Here is a 16,187-nt window from a genome sequence, read left to right as displayed (position 1 = left end):
ACAATCGCAGACCGAAACAATAGGGGACGCCGGCCCGCTCGAGTCGAGCGGGCCCGCGTCCCCCATTCGTCAGAAAGTCAGTGGCAGCAGGCATCGCCCTCGGACGAACTGCTGTGGCTCATCGGAGCCGGCAGGTCGAGCGAGGGGTTGCGGTCGAAGAAACCGTCCGGCTCCAGGCGCATGCCGATGCGGTGCACCGGCATGATCGGCCATTCCTCCGGGCGGGGCGTGTGGTGCACGCCGATGACCGGCCAGAGCACGAGTTCCGCACCGTCGAGGGAACGGTCGGCCTGCTGGAAGGTCTGCACCCCGTCGGCCCCCAGGTCGGCCTGGTTCGGGTACTCCCCCGCGATGAACCGCTCGTTGCCGTCGAAGACCGTGGCCCACAGGTGCTGGGCCACGAACGGCGCCTTGCGCTCGACGATGCTGCCCGGCTTGGCATACAGGCGCGCGGTGTTCTGGATCGACACCCGGTAGGCCGTCTTGTCACCGAAACGGTTGACGGTGTCGTCGCTCTCGACCAGCCAGTGGGTGGCGGCGGCCGGGTTGGCGCGGCGCGCGGCGGCCTTCTCCGTCAGCAGCGGGGTGCGGACGGTCTTGCAGGCGTTGCCGTACGGGTTGAGCGCCTCGTCCTCCTCGATCTCCGAGTGCACCTCGTACAGCCGGTTGACCGGACCGTCGACGCCCATGTCCAGGCGCATGCCGAAGTAGTGCTGGTGATTGGGAGCCTGCACGTTCGGGCTGACCAGACGCCCGTAGGCCGGCTTCTCACCGTCGGCGATGCCCGAGACCGACATGACGCCGGTGAGCTTGATCTCCAGCTCGATCATGCCGTCTTGGTAGAACGACCAGTAGAAGCCGTAGTCGTAGTTCGCGACCGTGGCGAAGAACGAGACCACCATGCGCCGGGCACGACGCACGTCGGCCTCACCGGTGCGGGTGTTCACGTGCTTCCAGAGGATCGAGTGGTCCTCCTCGTGCATGCAGATGGCGTTCTTGATGGTGCGGGCCTCACCGTGCCCGTTCACCACCGCCGCGTCGTAGTAGCGGATCTCGCCCAGGCAGTCGCAACCCAGCTCGAGCGAGGCGGTGAGCGGGCCGGCGCCGTACTCGCCCCAGTCGAAGAAGTTCTTGCGGTAGGCCGTCGGGTCGGGATCGAGGTAGGGCACGTACATCTCGTTCACCGCGGCGCGCTTCATCACCGGGCGGACCTTGCCGTGGTCGTTGTAGGTGACGTCGTGCAGCACCATGCCCTCGCGGTGCGTGAAACCGACGCGGAACGACCAGTTCTGCCAGGTGACGAGCTGCCCGTCCTGGGCGAAGCCGGGCCCGTCGGGCTGGGTGATCTCCAGGGCCGAGACCTCGCGGTCCGGACCCCAGGTGCCCGAGCGGTAGTTGCCGGTCTCGGAGGCCATCGGCAGCACACCGTGGTCTTCGATCGAGATGACCTTCAGCGTCTCCAGGTCGACGATCGGCACCAGGCCGGCCACCGGGCGGGCGTAGCCGTTGTCGTCCGCGGTCTCGCGGTGCCACACGGTGCCCCACGAAAGGCGGCGGTCTTCCAGGCCTTCGGGCTCGAAGCCGGTGATCGACTCGGGGTCCACCCAGACCAGCGAGACATCGTGGATGCCGCGCTTGGCCAGCGCGTCCTTCATCCCCTGGTCCTCCCGGCAGGCCTGCGCGACCATCCGGGCCTCCTCGCTGGAGACACCGGGGCGCTTGGCATCGACATCCCGCCAGGCCGAGATCGAGGCTTCCCGGTCCGAACCCGCCGTCCAGGCCGCCACCTCCCAGGCCGCGTGCGCGTCCGGGTTCATCACCACGGTGCGAACGGGGCGACCCTGACCGGGGGCCAGCGCGCGGGCGAGGGCCTCGTCCACCGCAATGCCCCAGAACCGGGGCTTCTCCCCGATCCGCTCGTCGGCGCGGACCAGGGCGATCACCGCGGCGATCTCGTCCTCGGTGAGGGGGTCGTTCCAGTGGCGGGTCACGTGAGCTCCTGACTCGAAGGCAGACGGCGCTGGACGCCGATGAATTCCAGATCTGGACGGGCTCTTCCGAGCGCCAGGTCGGCAAGGGCCGCACCGATGGCGGGCCCGAACTTGAAGCCGTGCCCCGAGCAGGCGGCTGCCACGGTCACGGCCGGGGCCCAGGGAAGCGCGCCGATCACGAACCGCTTGTCGGCCGTCATGGTGTAGAGGCAGCTCGCGGCCTCGATCACCTCGGGCGCGATACCGGGCACGTAACTCGTCATCAGGCCGACGAGTTCGGCGATCTCGGCCGGGCTCGCCGGGGCCGTGGGCTCGTCCGGGTCCCAGACCGGGCCCAGATCGATACCGGCTTTGAACCCGTTGCCGGCCGCGTCGGGGATGCCGAAGACCAGGCCCTGCGGCCGGTCGACGGAGAAACAGCCGAGCTGCGGCGGCATTCCGGCCTCCTGACCGGCGGCCAGGGTGACCGTGACGATGCGCCAGACCTCGAACAGGTGGGCCAGCTCGGGCACGAGCCGCCCCGACCACGAACCGCCCGTCAGTACCAGGCGGTTGCAGCGGATCTCACGCTCACCGGTGGTCACGACGCAGATGTCACCCTCCTGGCGCCAGGCCAGCACGCTCTCCCCGAACGACAGGGTGGCGCCGTGCTCCCGGGCCCCGTCCCGGGCCACACCGAGAGCCGCGGAGGCCTCGAGCACTCCGGCGGCCGGGTCGAACACCGCCCCGTACCCGTCCGGGGCACGGAATCCCGGCATCCGGGCGGCCATCTCGGCGGGCTCCGTGATCACCACGGTGTCGGGGCCCTGCATGCTCGTCGCGCCCGTCGCGCCGTCGAAGGCGTACAGGCCGCCGGTACGGTGCACCAGGGTGGTGCCGCTCGCGGCCTCCCAGCGGGCCCAGCCCTCGAAGGCCCGATCGACCAGGGGGTTCCAGACCGGGTTGGGGTAGGCCCGGCGGATCATCCGGGTGCGCCCGTGGGACGACCCGCGGGTGTGCCCCTCGGCGAACTGTTCCAGGCCGAGCACGTCGACCCCCTGGCGGCTCAGTTCGTACACCGTCGCGGAACCGTGGATACCGAGCCCCGCAACGACGACATCGACGTCCACCATCAGTTCTCCCCCGCGATCTCGGTGACCGCCGCTACCAGGGCCGCGATGTCCGACTCGTCGTTGTAGACGTGAGCGGAGGCCCGCACCACGGCCTCCACACCCCGGGCCCCCAGATCCCACTGGGCGTGGGAGGCGGGCACCGACACGGTGCGCACGTTGCGTAGGGCCAGCAGTTCGTTCACGCGGCGCGGCGCCTGGCCGTCGACCGTGAAGGTCACGATGGCCGACGGGGAGGCCGGCGGATCCTGCACCGTCACCCGGGGGATCTGGCTCAGCGCCGTGCGCAGCCGGCCGGCCACCGTGCGCAAGCAGGTCTCGGTCTGCATGCTCCCCCGCTCCAGCGCCTCGGCCAGCGCCACCCCGAGCCCGACCCGGCCGGCGATCGACGCCTCCCAGGTCTCGAAGCGACGGGCGCTCTCCTTGAGTTCCCAGCTCATGGACGTGGTCCAGACCGCACCACGCACGTCGGGGGCGGTGGGGGCCAGGGCGGCGGCGAGTTCGGCACTGATGTAGGCGAACCCGGTGCCCCGCGGGGCCCGGAGGAACTTGCGGCCGGTGGTGACCAGCGCGTCGCAGCCGAGAGCCGCGACGTCGACCGCCACGTGGCCCACCGACTGGGTGGCGTCGAGCACGTAGCGGGCGCCGTAACGCTTGGCCAGGACGCCGATCTCGGCGACCGGCTCGACCAGGCCGGAGGAGGTGGGGATGTGGGCGACGCAGACGACGGCCGGGCCACCGGAGGCCAGCTCGGCGTCGAGCGCGGTGAGGTCGACGGCGCCGGAGGGCCCGTTGGGCACGATCACCAGCTCGATGTCGTGCTCACGGCCCAGGCTCATCAGGTGCAGGGCGTGGCTGACGTAGGTGGAGCGGCTGACCAGCAGTCGCTGGCGGGACTCCAGGCGCAGCGCGTCGATGATCGTGCGCAGGCCGGTGCTGGCGCTGTCGAACAGGGCGATCTCGCCGGGGGTGGCGCCGATGAGCCGCGCGGCATCGTCGTAGACCGCCTCGACCCGGTCGAGGACCAGGTGCGCGGCCTCGTACCCACCGTGCTGTTCCTCCAGCCGCAGGTGGTCCACCACGGCCTGCACCACCGAGGCCGTGGGCAGTGCGGCCCCGGCGGCGTTGAAGTGGTGCGCGAGCGTCGCACCCGGCGTGCGGGCGCGCTCGGCGGCCACGTCGATGCCCGGGCCGCGCACCTGCAGCACGGACGGTCCCGCCTCGAGCGAGCTCTCCACACCAACCGCCTCTACGTCGACTTCGGATCCAAAACTAACATGTTTGGATCCATTCTTGGAACGAGCAGAGGCTCGGGCTCGGTGCCCCGCGTGCGTCGTAGTGAATACGATCCTAAAGGAAATGGATCCAATCTGGATAGACGTGGATGGGTTGACCCCCCAAACCCTCCGTGATCATGCCAAGGGTCCCCAGAGTTCTAGAACTCTGGGGACCCTTGGCATGATCACGGAAAGGGCGTTCTACAGGGCGATGACCACGGCCTTCGTCTCGGTGAAGCCCAGGAGGGCCTCGTCGCCGAGGTCACGACCGATGCCGGAGTCCTTCACCCCGCCGAAACCCAGGGCCGGGTCGAAGATGTTGTAGGTGTTCACCCAGATCGTGCCGGCGTCGATCGCGGCGGCGACCCGGTGGGCGCGGCGCAGGTCGTTGGTCCAGATGCCTCCGGCCAGGCCGTAGCTGGAGTCGTTGGCGATCGCGATCGCCTCGGCCTCGTCCTCGAACCCGATGACCCCGACAACCGGGCCGAAGATCTCCTCCCGGGCGATCACCATGTCGTTGCGGACCCCGGTGAACAGCGTGGGCTCGACGTAGTAGCCCGGACCGGAAGGGGTTCCGCCGCCCGCGACGAGCTGGGCGCCGTCGGCGCGGCCCTTCTCGATGTAGCCCAGCACCTGCTCACGCTGCTCGGCCGAGACCAGCGGGCCGACCGAGACCCCACCGGCCAGGCCGTCACCCATCGGCACCTTCGCGACGGCGGCGGTGAGCCGCGACGTCATCTCCTCCAGGATCGAGTTCTGCACCAGCAGGCGGCTTCCCGCCGTGCACATCTGCCCGGAGTGGCCGAACGACGCGCGCATGGCGGTGGTGACGGCGGCGTCCAGGTCGGCGTCCTCGAAGACGATGTTCGCGCTCTTGCCGCCCAGCTCGAGCGTCACCCGCTTGAAACTCTCCGCGGCGGCCCGGCCCACGATCCGGCCGATCTCGGTGCTGCCGGTGAACGACACCTTCGCCACCCCCGGGTGGGCCGTCAGCGCGGCCCCCACCCGGCCGTCACCGGTGAGCACGCTGACCACCCCGTCGGGCACACCGGCCTCGCTCATGATGGCGGCCAGCCGGAGCATCGTGAGGGGCGTCTGCTCGGCCGGCTTCACCACGATCGAGCACCCCGCGGCGAGCGCGGGGGCGATCTTGAACGAGCCGGTCATGATCGGGAAGTTCCAGGGCAGGATCAGCGCGGCGACCCCGACCGGATTCAACGTGGTGTAGACGTGATGCCCGTCACCGATCGGGACCGTGCTGCCCGCCAGGCGCGACGGCGCCCCGGCGAAGTGCCGGAAAGTGCGCGCGGCGTTGGCGGTGTCGGCCCGGGAGCGCTCGATCGGCTTGCCGTTGTCGCGGGTCTCGAGGATCGCCAGGTCTTCGAGCTGGGCCTCGATCAGGTCGGCGATGCGGTTCATCACGCGGGCCCGCTCGAGCGGGTCCAGACCGGTCCAGGACCTCTCGACCAGCGCGCGGCGGCCGGCGGCGACGGCGGCATCGACATCCTCGGCGGTGGCCTGGGCGACCTGGGTCAGGATCTGCTCGGTGGCGGGGTCGGTGACGTCGAACAGCTCACGCCCCTGCGCCACCCACTCCCCTGCCAGCAGGAACGGGCTGACCTGGGGCAGCGCGGGCAGACCCGCGCGCAGCGTCTGGGACACATGAACTCCTCGGGGCGGGGCCGGTGGGACTAGCTGGATCCTAACAAAACAACTTTGGATCCAAATTGTTGCCCAAAACGAGAACCTCTTCTGCCCCGTTATCGTCGTTCCAACAATCGGGCCAATGGTAGATTTCGGGCTTTCGCCGTGGGCCTCCCCCACGCATAGTCCTGCACCCCAGGCATTTTCGCGCTGGCCGGAGAACCCTGACCTTCCACCGAGGACACCAGACTTGACGAGAAATACCGCCGGGCGACGACGCCTCGCCGTACTGGCCGCCGGAGCCGTGACGGCCGCAGCCGCCGTGACCACCGGCTACCTGACCTGGCCCGGGACATCATCGCCCGCCGGCACCACAGCCGGTGCCGACGACACGATCGTCGGCCGGGACGACCTGACCGACCGGTCCGACCTGCTGACCTCGAAGAAGACGGCGCAGAAGGCGGGTGACCCGATCCCGGGCAGCTACCTGGTGCGTCTGGCCGACCGGCCCGGGCTGCGCACGCCCCGGCAGATCCGCAAGGCCGCCGATCGCCTGGCCGGTCAGGTCGACGGTGAGGTCACCTACGTCTACACCGCCGCCCTGCACGGTTTCGCGGTGAAGACCTCCGACGCCAAGGCCCTGGCCGCGGCCCCGGAGGTGGCGAGCGTGTCGCAGGACGTGGTGATGGCGGGTCTGGAGACCCAGACCCAGTCCCCCGCGCCCTGGCACCTCGACCGGATCGACCAGCCCGACCTGCCGCTGAGCGGCAGCTACGACTCCGACGACGACGGCTCCGGCGCGAACATCTTCGTGCTGGACACCGGCGTCCGCACCACGCACCAGGAGTTCGGCGGCCGCGCCGTGCCCGACGGCCCGACCCCGGCCGACTCCGGCGACTGCGCCGGTCACGGCACCGCCGTCGCCGGTGCCGCGGCGGGCTCCACCTACGGGGTGGCCAAGAAGGCGAAGATCCACGCCATCCGGGTGCTCGGTTGCGGCAACACCGGCCCGATGACGAGCGGTCTGCAGGCCATCGACTGGATCACGAAGAACGCCCCGCGGCCCACCGTCGTCAACCTCTCCTGGGGCACCAGTGCGCAGGACGAGCTCGACAACGCCATCCGCGCGTCGATCAAGGCCGGCATCACCTACGTGATCGCGGCCGGGAACAGCAACGCCGACGCCTGCAACAGCTCCCCGGGGCGGGTGCGGGAGGCGATCACGGTCGGCGCGAGCGACCAGAACGACAACCGGGCCGGCTTCTCCGAGTACGGCGAGTGCGTGGACCTGTTCGCCCCCGGCACCGACGTCGCCACCTCCGCCTGGGACAGCGACACCGCGGTCACCTCGGCGAGCGGCACCTCGCTGGCCTCGCCGATCGTGGCCGGCGCCGCCGCCGTGTACCTGTCGCAGCACCCCTCGGCCACCCCGGCCCAGGTGAGCGCCGCCCTCAGCGCCTGCGCCGATGCGGACATCCTCGGCGACCCCGGCACCGGTTCGCCGAACCTGCTGCTGAACAGCCGTTGTGGCACGGCGGGCCTGACCCTGGGCAACCCGGGCCACCAGACCAGCGGGATCGGCCAGGACGTCACCCTGCCGGCGATCACGACGCGGGGCGCGACGGGCACCGTCAGTTTCCGGGCCACCGGCCTGCCGGCCGGGATCACGATCAACGCCGCCACCGGTGTCCTCTCCGGAACGGTGAAGGCTTCCGCGCAGGGCGGTCTGGTGCGGATCAGCGCCACCGACAGCGCCGGCACGGTCGCGACGACCTTCCAGTGGGACCTCATCGTCGGGATCGGCTACCTGACCGGCCTCCAGGGTCTCTGCGCGGACAGCAACAGCAGCGGGACCACGGACGGCAACAGCATCCAGATCTGGGAGTGCAACCAGAAGTGGATGGCCGCCACCGACGGCACCATCTCGTTCTACGACCGGGACAACGGCAAGTGCCTCAGTGCCCGCGGCGGCTCCTCGGACGCCGGGAAGCTGATCGTGATCGGCACCTGCGACGGTGGGACCGACCAGATCTGGAAGGCATCGGCGGCGGGCCAGCTGGTCAACCCGGCCACCGGTGAGTGCCTCACCGCGCCCAAGGCCGACTGGGGTACGCAGCTCACCCGGGCCGCCTGCACGGATGCGGCCGGGCAGCAGTGGAAACTGCCGACCGGGATCCCCGACTCGGTGACCCTGACCGCCCCGGGCGACCAGGTGACCATCGTCGGGCGGGCGGCCAGCCTGCGGGTGCGCGCCACCAGCACCAGCACCTCGACGACGTTCACCTACGCGGCGACCGGGCTGCCGAAGGGCCTCGTGATCAACCGCACCTCCGGGCTGATCACCGGTACCCCGGACACCCACCAGGCCACCGCCACCGTGAACGTCACGGCGACCGGGAGCACCGGCGTCACGGCGACGAAGGCGTTCTCCTGGAAGGTCACCGACGGTCTCATCAGCGGCCCCTCGGGCTGGTGCGCGGACGACTACTACGGTAAGACCGACGCCGGGAACCCGATCGTGGTGTGGCGCTGCGACGCCCAGAGCAACACCCAGCTCTGGACCGTCGGCGACGACGGCACCCTCGAGGTCAAGGGTGTCTGCATGACGGCGGACGGCACCAAGATCGTCGTGGGTGAGTGCGCCACGGCCGCCTCCTGGACGCAGAAGGGCACGGCCCTGGTCGAGAAGGCCTCGGGTCTCTGCCTGACCGCCCCGGCACTGGACTACGAGAAGCAGTTCAGCCTGGCCACGTGTGACGGTGGCACCCTCCAGCAGTGGAAGCTGCCCACGACGAAGGACGCGACCCCCTCACCGTCCCCGACGGTGACACCCACCGCCGGGCCGACCGCGTCGCCGACCCCGGACCCCACGCCCACCAGCACCCCGACGCCCACCACCCCGGTGCCCACCGCATCGCCCGTGGTGAGCGGGAGCATCCCGCACCCGAGCGGTAGCTGGTGCGTCGACAACCGCAGCGGCGCGATCGGGCTGTGGGACTGCAACCAGACCCCGGCCCAGACGTTCACCGTGCTCAAGAGCGGACGCCTGGCGCAGTCGGACCTGTGCGTCACCCCGACCCTGAGTAACACCCGGGTCGGCATGGTCGCCTGCTCCGACGCCGACACCTCCCAGGTCTGGCAGCAGGCGGCGGACGGCACCGTGCTGAACCCCTCGTCGGGCCTGTGCCTGACCGCCACCGGGTTCGGCTACACCTCGCCGTTCACGCTGCTGAAGTGCAGTGGGAGCAGCGAACAGCTCTGGGCGCTGCCGACCGCCTGACCCTCGTCCGCCCTTTCCGTGATCGTGCGATCCCCCAGCCTTCGGCCGGGAGGTTCGCACGATCATGGTGGGGGGCTTTTGGACGTAGATGTCAGTCCGGCGCGCTCGTCGCCTTCTCGGTCGTGTAGGTGACCTGGGTGAGATGCCTTTCGCCGTGCGCCAGTTCGGCGACAAGAGCGGCGGGGGCGGCGTCGGGGTCGGCCTGCCAGTGCACGGTCAGGCAACGCTGACCGGTGGCGCGGGCGAAACGATCGCCGAGGCGACCCAGGGCGTCCGCGACGGCCGCGGCCACCACCTGATCGGCCGGCGCGTCGTGCGGGTGATGGGTGGGGGCGCCCAGGTTCAGCATCAGGATGCAGCGGGGTGGGTCCTGCGGATCGGCTCCGCGCAGGGCATCCAGCAGCGACCGGGCACTCTCCACCTCGTTGTCGTACACCCGGGCGAACGACCCGGCGGCGTCGGGGGCCTCGGGACGGATGCGTCCGTACTCGATCATCCCGGTCACGTGGATCACCAGGTCGAGACGCCCGCGGTCGGCCAGCACGGTCTTGACCAGGCGCGCGGTCGCGGCGTCGTCCCAGACGTCGAGCCGGTGGTGCACCACGTCGGCACCCGACCGCTCCAGGCCGTCGAGCAGCTGGTGCACCTCCTGGCCGGCCAGGGTCTGACGGGCCTGGAGATCGAGCGGGCCGGGCAGGAGGTCACCGAACCGGGCCAGGGCCGCGTGCAGTTCGGCGAGGCCCGCCGCCCGCCGCGAACCGGCGGTGGACGGCGCCGGAGTTGCCGGGCCGAGCGAGCCTGGGCCCACCGATACCGGGCCCACCGATACCGTGCTCGCCGGGACGGGAACCACCGCGCCCGCCAGGTCGACCCGGCATCCGGCCGCCGTCAGTTCGCGCACCAGATCTGCTGCGGCGCCGTGAAAACCACCGGTCATCAACACCACCCGACCCGGCCCGAGCCCGGCGGCCGCGAGGAGGCCGGCGGTGTACGAAGGGCGGACAGGACCGGATTGGTCCACCGCGCCGGTAGCGCCGGAACCACCGCTCAGACCGGCGAGACCGGTGGCGCCCACCAGACCGGTTCCGCCGGTGGAAGTGGCGTCATGCGTGGGACCAGGTTCGTTCAGGAAAGCGGCGGCCGGGTCGTCACCCAGCGGCTGGGGCGTCATCTCGGCGCGGAACAACCGCCCGCCCCAGCGGGTCACCTCGGCGGGGCCGGGGTGCAGCAGGTGCGTGACGACGTCGGTGGGCAGAGGGGCGCCGGGTGGGCGGTCGGTGATGTCGAGGAGCCGGACCGAGATGCCGTCGGGTTCCGGCGCACGCGTCTGCCGGACGGCACGCAGCAGACCGGCCACCCCGTCGGAACCCGCCTCCCCGCCGGTCAGCGCCACGAGATGCCGCACCCCGGACTTCAGCGCCCGCGTGACCAGGGCGAACACGTCGGGCAGAGCCGCTGCGGCCGCTGCGGAACCGTGGGAGAGCGCTCCGGCCAGGAGGATGCCGTCGACGTCCACCGTTGTCTCGGGAAGCACCGCACCGGTGACCCGCACGACCATCCCCTGATCCCGCAACCGGCCGGCGAGCTCCTCGTTCTCGGGGCCGTCACCGACCAGGAGCCACGAGGCACCGGGAGCCGGGAGGTCCGTCACCGGGCGCTCGTCGAGCAGCCTCAGGGTTCGCACCCGGCGCACCGGGCCGGACGCGGTGGGGGCCGGGTCGTCGTCGCGCAGGTAGGCGAGCATCACCTCGCGCTGACCGGTCAGCATCTCCTCGCTGACCCGCAGGTACTCGGCCATGAGCTCGTCCCGGACGCATCCCGGCGTCGTGCGCGACCGCGAGTCACTCATGCACCCTCCTCCGGGTTCAAGGCTGGGCTGGACCTGGCCGGGATTTCCCCCCGAGACGGTACCGGGAACCAGTTCCTGACATCAGGTCAAACGCGCCGAAGATGCCGGTATGACGTTTTACCCACGTCCAGAAGACCTAGTCACGGGATCCGTCGGTGGATAAGTTGGATCCACATTCCTCGGAGGAGATACGTGGACACTCAACCCGCCGCTCGCGACAGTGAGCGCGACACTGAGCGCGACACTGAGCGCGACACCGGCAGCGTCACCGCTGCCCGGGCCGACGCCCGCGCGCAGGGCGACCAGCAGTCCGAGTGGATGCCCTATCTGCCGGCCTCGAGCACACCGCATCCGCCCGAGGGAGTGGATCCGGCGACGCTGACCTGGGCCCAGACCGTGGCCCCGGGCGGGTACACGCACAAGGTGCTGGCCCGCGGCACGCGCATCCGCCTGGACGACCCGACCGGCGACGCCTGCGCCCACGTGCTGCTGTTCAACGCCCTGGAGCAGGTGGAACGGCTGAACGTGGCCGACACCCGGAAGATCCCGTGGCAGGCCTATCTCAGCGACGGGCACCCGCTGCTGAGCGGCGACGGGCGGGTCCTCGCGACCGTCGACCGGGACACCTCCCACCGTCACGACACCTTCTGCGGCACCAGCAGCGACGCCTGGAACCGGCACAAGTACGGCGATGCCCGGCCGGAGGGCCCGACCCCGTCGGGCCAGGCCCTGTTCACCCTGGCCGCCGCGAAACATGGCCTGGGTCCGCGTGATCTGGTGCCGGCCGTGTCGTTCTTCCAGGGCGTCACGGTCGAGGCGGACGGATCGTTCGCCTGGCTCGGCTCGGCCGGTCCGTCGTCGGTGGACCTGATCGCCGAGCTGCCCCTCACCGTGCTGATCGCCAACGTGGCCCACCCGCTGGACCCGCGTGAGCAGTACCAGGTCGGGCCGCTGCGCGTGCACGCCTGGACGAGCTCGCCGACCGGTCCGGGTGACCGCGCCTACGAGGCCTCGCCGGAACGAGAACGCGCCTACCTCAACACGATCGACTATGCCCAGGCCCGGGGGTTGTGATGGTTTCCAGTACGGTTCCCGTGGGTTTCTCGTACGGTCCGGACTCGGTCCTGGACTGGTCCCAGCCGTTGGCCGAGGGCGAGATCGTGCTCGACGAGCAGATCGCCGCGCGCGGTGCCTGGTCGGCGATCATCCGGGCGGGCGACGTGCTCACCCTCGTCGACGTCGGCGGCAACCAGTCCGGCGACTGCCTGATCTACTCGGCGGCCGACACCGCCGAGCACTACAGCGTGCCCGACACCCTGCACTGGCAGGGAAATGCCTACGTGCGCACCGGAACGGTGCTGCGCAGCCAGTTCGGCAACCCCCTGATGACGGTCGTCGCGAACGAGGTGGAGCGGCAGGACACGATCGGCGGCGCCTGCAGCAAGGAGTCGAACACGCTGCGGTACGGCCACCACACGCATTTCGAGCACGGCTGCCGGGAGAACTTCCTGGCCGAGGGCATCCGGCACGGTCTGGGCGCGGGTGACCTGGTGTCCAACCTGAACTTCTTCATGAACGTGCCGGTGGAGGCCGACGGTGCGCTCGGCATCGTCGACGGCATGTCCGCGCCCGGCAAGCGAGTGGCCCTGCGCGCCGATGTCGATGCCCTGGTGCTGATCTCGAACTGTCCCCAGATGAACAACCCCTGCAATGCTTTCAACCCCACGCCCCTGCGGGCCGTCGTCACCCGGAGCATTCATTGAGGACGCCGTCGGTCACCCGGGTAGCGACGGCCTTCCGGTCGATCGCACAGTCGGCTCACCCGGCGATCTGGATCGCCCTCCGGAGTGAGACCGAGGCACTGGCCGAGGCGCAGGAGATCGACCGGCGCCTGGCCGCCGGCGAGCACCTGCCCCTGGCCGGGCTGGTCGCGGCGGTGAAGGACAACATCGACGTGGCCGGGCTGCCCACCACGGCCGGCGCCCGTTCCTACTCCTACGAACCCGCCGAGGACGCGACCGCCGTGGCCCGGCTGCGCGCCGCCGGGGCCGTGGTGATCGGCAAGACCAACCTCGACCAGTTCGCCACCGGCCTCGTCGGCACCCGCAGCCCGTTCGGCGCGGTGCCGAACGCCTTCTCCGCGCAGCACATCTCGGGTGGATCAAGCTCTGGCTCGGCGGTCTCCGTAGCCCTCGGCCAGGTCGACTTCTCCCTCGGGACCGACACGGCCGGCTCCGGGCGCGTTCCCGCGGCGCTGAACGGCATCGTGGGCGTGAAGCCGACCCGTGGCCTGATCCCCACCACGGGCGTCGTCCCGGCCTGCCGAAGCCTGGACTGCGTAACGGTTTTCGCCCGGCGACTTGATCTGGCCCGCCTGGTCGCGGAGCTGCTGTCCGGCCCGGACGAACAGGACCCCCTGACCCGCAGCACCCCTCCCGCCGTGATCAGGCCAAGTGTCCCCGGGGACACTCTGCCTGATCACGACCAGGATGGGAGTGAGGGTCAGCGCCGCCGGCCCGGGGTTTCGCGGATTGCTGTGCCCACCGCGGAGCATCTCGAAGGGCTGGCCGACGGGTGGGCGCAGCGCTTCGCCGTTGTGGTCGACGGGCTTCGCCAGGGGGGTGCGCAGATCGTCGAGGTCGACATCGCACCGCTGCTGGAGGCCGCGACCCTGCTCTATGGTGGGGCTTTCGTGGCCGAGCGGACTGCGGCCGTGGGTGACCACCTGGCCGCGCACGCCGATCTGATCGGCACCGACCTCGACCCGACCGTGGCCGGGATCATCAACGCCGGACGGGACATCAGCGCGGTGCAGGTGTTCCGCGACCTGGAGAAGCTGGACCGGCTCGGGCAGGCCGGGCGCCGGCTGTTCGAGGATGTCGACGCGCTGCTGACCCCCACCACCACCTGGCACCCGACGCTGGAGGAAGTGGCGGCCGACCCGGTCGGGGCGAACAGCCGGATGGGGCGTTTCACCAATTTCGCCAACCTGCTCGACCTGGCCTCGCTCGCGGTTCCCGCCGGAGCGGTGAACGGTCTGCCGTTCGGCGTCATGTTCACCGGCCCCGCGTTCAGCGACCAGCAGCTGGCCCACCTGGCCTCCCGCATCGGTGCGGACGACATCAACCTGCTCGTGGTCGGTGCGCACCTGTCCGGCCAGCCACTCAACGGCGACCTGGTGCGCGCCGGCGGCTCGCCGGTCGGGCCGGTCACGACCACGTCGTCCTATCGCCTCTACGCCCTCTCCACCACGCCGCCGAAACCGGGACTGGTCAGGGACGCCTCCGGCAGCCCGGTGATCGGCGAGGTGTGGCGCCTGCCGGCCGCCGGGTTCGGCGCGTTCGTCGCCGCCCTGCCACAGCCGATGGTGATCGGCAAGGTCGACCTCGACGACGGGAGTCAGGTCAGCGGGTTCCTCTGCGAGCCCGCTGCCCTCGAGAGCGCGACGGAGATCACGGCGCACGGAGGCTGGATCAGCTACCTGAATGCGCTCAAAGGGCACGAGAACCCATAGTGATCCAGCCGTGGCGGACCGTACAGTGGCCTGATCGACGGTCCGTCACGACGAGATTGACCAGGGGCAATGATCACCGAGCTGATCCTCGTGGGCACGGCCACCGCACTACGCGCGCTGAAACCGTGGCGACGGCGCAGTGACCCGGGCAACCTGAGCAGCCTGAGCACCGACCCCTTCGAGGCCCTACGGGTGCAGATGCGCCTGCAGGCCCTGGCCGACGAGATCCGGCGCTTGCACCGCGACGAGTCGGTGTTCGCCCGCGCCGCCCGGTTGGAGGCCAGTACGAGGGCCTACGACGATCTGCTCGGCCGTGCGTGCCACCTGGCCGGGGTCAGCGAGACCGCTGAGATCACCGCTGTGCCGGGTTTCGCCACGCCCACCCCGGTGCGGCTGGCCGGGCGCGACCTGCGCGCCCGGCGGGAACTGCTGCTCGCCGAGCGCGGCTGGTCGTGGTGCTCGGTGTGATGGTTCGACGGGCAGATCTTTTCAGTTCTGCTTGATCAGGTTCTTCCCCGGCCCGCCGAACAGGGTGTCATTGCCCGGTCCGCCGTACAGCTGGTCGTTGCCGCTGTTGCCGTAGATCGTGTCGGCGGCCGCGTCGCCGTAGAGCCGATCGTTGCCCTGGCCACCCCAGATCATGTCGACCCCGTTGCCACCGTGGATCAGGTCGTCACCCTCGCCTCCGTCGAAACGCTGTTCACCGGAGCCACCGGTCAGGCTGTCGTCACCGGGACCGCCCAGAGTGGTGGCGAAGCCGTAACTGCCCTCCGAGAAGATCGTGTCGTCACCGTTTCCCCCGTCGGTGAAACCGATGTCACCGTCCTGGTGCTTCACGCTGATCGTGTCCTCACCGATGCCGCCGTACACCCCGTTGCCGTCGATGTACTTGCTGGAGTAGGTGTCATCGCCCGGGCCGAGGTAGACCCGGGAGTCCCAGTACACGTCGCCGGTGAGGTTGCGCCACCGGAACCGGTCGTTCCGGTCGCCCAGCCAGAAGTTCGAGTCGAAGAAGGGATCCTGCCGATCGAGGTACGGCTGCCGGCAGACCACGACGGTACGGTCGCCGGAATCCGGGTACACGCACCCCTCACCCGCCGAGATCGGCACGACATCGTCGATCCGGAAGATCGCCTCGCCGGTGTCCGTATCGCTGGTCTTGGTCACCAGGACGTCATTGATCTGACCGGCGGACGCCGTGTAGGTCAGCCCGTGGGTGACGTCGGCCGTGGCCGGAGCCGGGGCCGCCTGCGCCGGGACGGCCAGGAGAACCGGTGAGATCCCTACCGCCAGCAGCGACAGCAGGATCGTCGAACGGTGCGTGGGTGTGACCATGAGACCCGGCCTCCAATGGTCGAGAGTGGTCGAGGTGCCTGCTGACAACAGCACCCTGCCAGATCGTTCACACCCACGAAACAACCGAACGGCGAACGTCTCTCATCCGTACGGCCACCCAACTGCACCCAACGATCGAGGACGTTGTGGAGACCGGGTCTCCGCGACGTCCTCCATCAGGTGTAAAG

General features: G+C 70.4%; 11 protein-coding genes. 5 read left to right on the top strand and 6 right to left on the bottom strand.

Features of this window, described 5'->3' with window-relative positions; all coding sequences use genetic code 11:
• Positions 1-77: 77 nt before the first annotated feature.
• From QSK05_RS23425 to QSK05_RS23410, 4 genes are all read right to left on the bottom strand, one after another.
• Positions 78-1,991, bottom strand: a complete 1,914-nt coding sequence (locus QSK05_RS23425; RefSeq protein WP_285599448.1) for a primary-amine oxidase — start codon at positions 1,989-1,991, stop codon at positions 78-80.
• Complete coding sequence (gene solA, locus QSK05_RS23420; RefSeq protein WP_285599447.1) at positions 1,988-3,103, bottom strand: N-methyl-L-tryptophan oxidase; 1,116 nt, start codon at positions 3,101-3,103, stop codon at positions 1,988-1,990. Before solA ends, QSK05_RS23425 begins: the two co-directional genes overlap by 4 nt.
• Positions 3,103-4,338: an aminotransferase class V-fold PLP-dependent enzyme gene (locus QSK05_RS23415; protein WP_285599446.1), complete on the bottom strand. Its 1,236-nt coding sequence runs from the start codon at positions 4,336-4,338 to the stop codon at positions 3,103-3,105. The genes solA and QSK05_RS23415 overlap by 1 nt, the downstream gene beginning before the upstream one ends.
• Positions 4,339-4,578: 240 nt before the next feature.
• A complete protein-coding gene (locus QSK05_RS23410; RefSeq protein WP_285599445.1) occupies positions 4,579-6,039 on the bottom strand; it encodes an aldehyde dehydrogenase family protein in 1,461 nt (486 codons plus the stop codon).
• A gap of 232 nt (positions 6,040-6,271) precedes the next feature.
• On the opposite strand from QSK05_RS23410, the gene QSK05_RS23405 reads away from it, so the two are divergent.
• A complete protein-coding gene (locus tag QSK05_RS23405) occupies positions 6,272-9,301 on the top strand; it encodes a ricin-type beta-trefoil lectin domain protein (RefSeq protein ID WP_285599444.1) in 3,030 nt (1,009 codons plus the stop codon).
• Positions 9,302-9,392: 91 nt separating this feature from the next.
• On the opposite strand, the gene QSK05_RS23400 is transcribed toward QSK05_RS23405, so the two are convergent.
• Positions 9,393-11,150, bottom strand: coding sequence for a Rossmann-fold NAD(P)-binding domain-containing protein (locus QSK05_RS23400; protein ID WP_285599443.1), 1,758 nt, complete (start codon positions 11,148-11,150; stop codon positions 9,393-9,395).
• A 192-nt stretch (positions 11,151-11,342) separates the two neighbouring features.
• Between QSK05_RS23400 and QSK05_RS23395 the strand changes: the two genes are divergently transcribed.
• The 4 genes from QSK05_RS23395 (at position 11,343) to QSK05_RS23380 (ending at position 15,132) form a co-directional block, all read left to right on the top strand.
• On the top strand, positions 11,343-12,224 hold the full coding sequence (locus QSK05_RS23395) for an urea amidolyase associated protein UAAP1 (RefSeq protein ID WP_285599442.1): 882 nt from the start codon (positions 11,343-11,345) through the stop codon (positions 12,222-12,224).
• Positions 12,224-12,913: an urea amidolyase associated protein UAAP2 gene (locus tag QSK05_RS23390; protein ID WP_285599441.1), complete on the top strand. Its 690-nt coding sequence runs from the start codon at positions 12,224-12,226 to the stop codon at positions 12,911-12,913. The genes QSK05_RS23395 and QSK05_RS23390 overlap by 1 nt, the downstream gene beginning before the upstream one ends.
• Positions 12,910-14,664, top strand: a complete 1,755-nt coding sequence (locus QSK05_RS23385; protein ID WP_285599440.1) for an allophanate hydrolase — start codon at positions 12,910-12,912, stop codon at positions 14,662-14,664. The genes QSK05_RS23390 and QSK05_RS23385 overlap by 4 nt, the downstream gene beginning before the upstream one ends.
• A 69-nt stretch (positions 14,665-14,733) precedes the next feature.
• Positions 14,734-15,132 carry a hypothetical protein gene (locus tag QSK05_RS23380; protein WP_285599439.1) on the top strand — a complete coding sequence of 133 codons (399 nt, stop codon included), beginning with the start codon at positions 14,734-14,736 and terminating at the stop codon, positions 15,130-15,132.
• 21 nt (positions 15,133-15,153) lie between these two features.
• Here the strand turns inward: QSK05_RS23380 and QSK05_RS23375 are convergent, their stop codons facing one another.
• Positions 15,154-15,999, bottom strand: a complete 846-nt coding sequence (locus QSK05_RS23375) for a calcium-binding protein (RefSeq protein WP_285599438.1) — start codon at positions 15,997-15,999, stop codon at positions 15,154-15,156.
• Positions 16,000-16,187 lie beyond the last annotated feature (188 nt).

The organism is Kineosporia sp. NBRC 101731, from assembly GCF_030269305.1.
Taxonomy (GTDB): domain Bacteria; phylum Actinomycetota; class Actinomycetes; order Actinomycetales; family Kineosporiaceae; genus Kineosporia.
This window is presented reverse-complemented; position numbering and strand designations above follow the sequence as displayed.

What these genes read in the sequence shown, in the direction of transcription:
- solA (WP_285599447.1), bottom strand. Translation starts at nt 3,103, where the DNA reads ATGGTGGACGTCGATGTCGTCGTTGCGGGGCTCGGTATCCACGGTTCC.
- QSK05_RS23400 (WP_285599443.1), bottom strand. Translation starts at nt 11,150, where the DNA reads ATGAGTGACTCGCGGTCGCGCACGACGCCGGGATGCGTCCGGGACGAG.
- QSK05_RS23390 (WP_285599441.1), top strand. Translation starts at nt 12,224, where the DNA reads ATGGTTTCCAGTACGGTTCCCGTGGGTTTCTCGTACGGTCCGGACTCG.
- QSK05_RS23380 (WP_285599439.1), top strand. Translation starts at nt 14,734, where the DNA reads ATGATCACCGAGCTGATCCTCGTGGGCACGGCCACCGCACTACGCGCG.
- QSK05_RS23375 (WP_285599438.1), bottom strand. Translation starts at nt 15,999, where the DNA reads ATGGTCACACCCACGCACCGTTCGACGATCCTGCTGTCGCTGCTGGCG.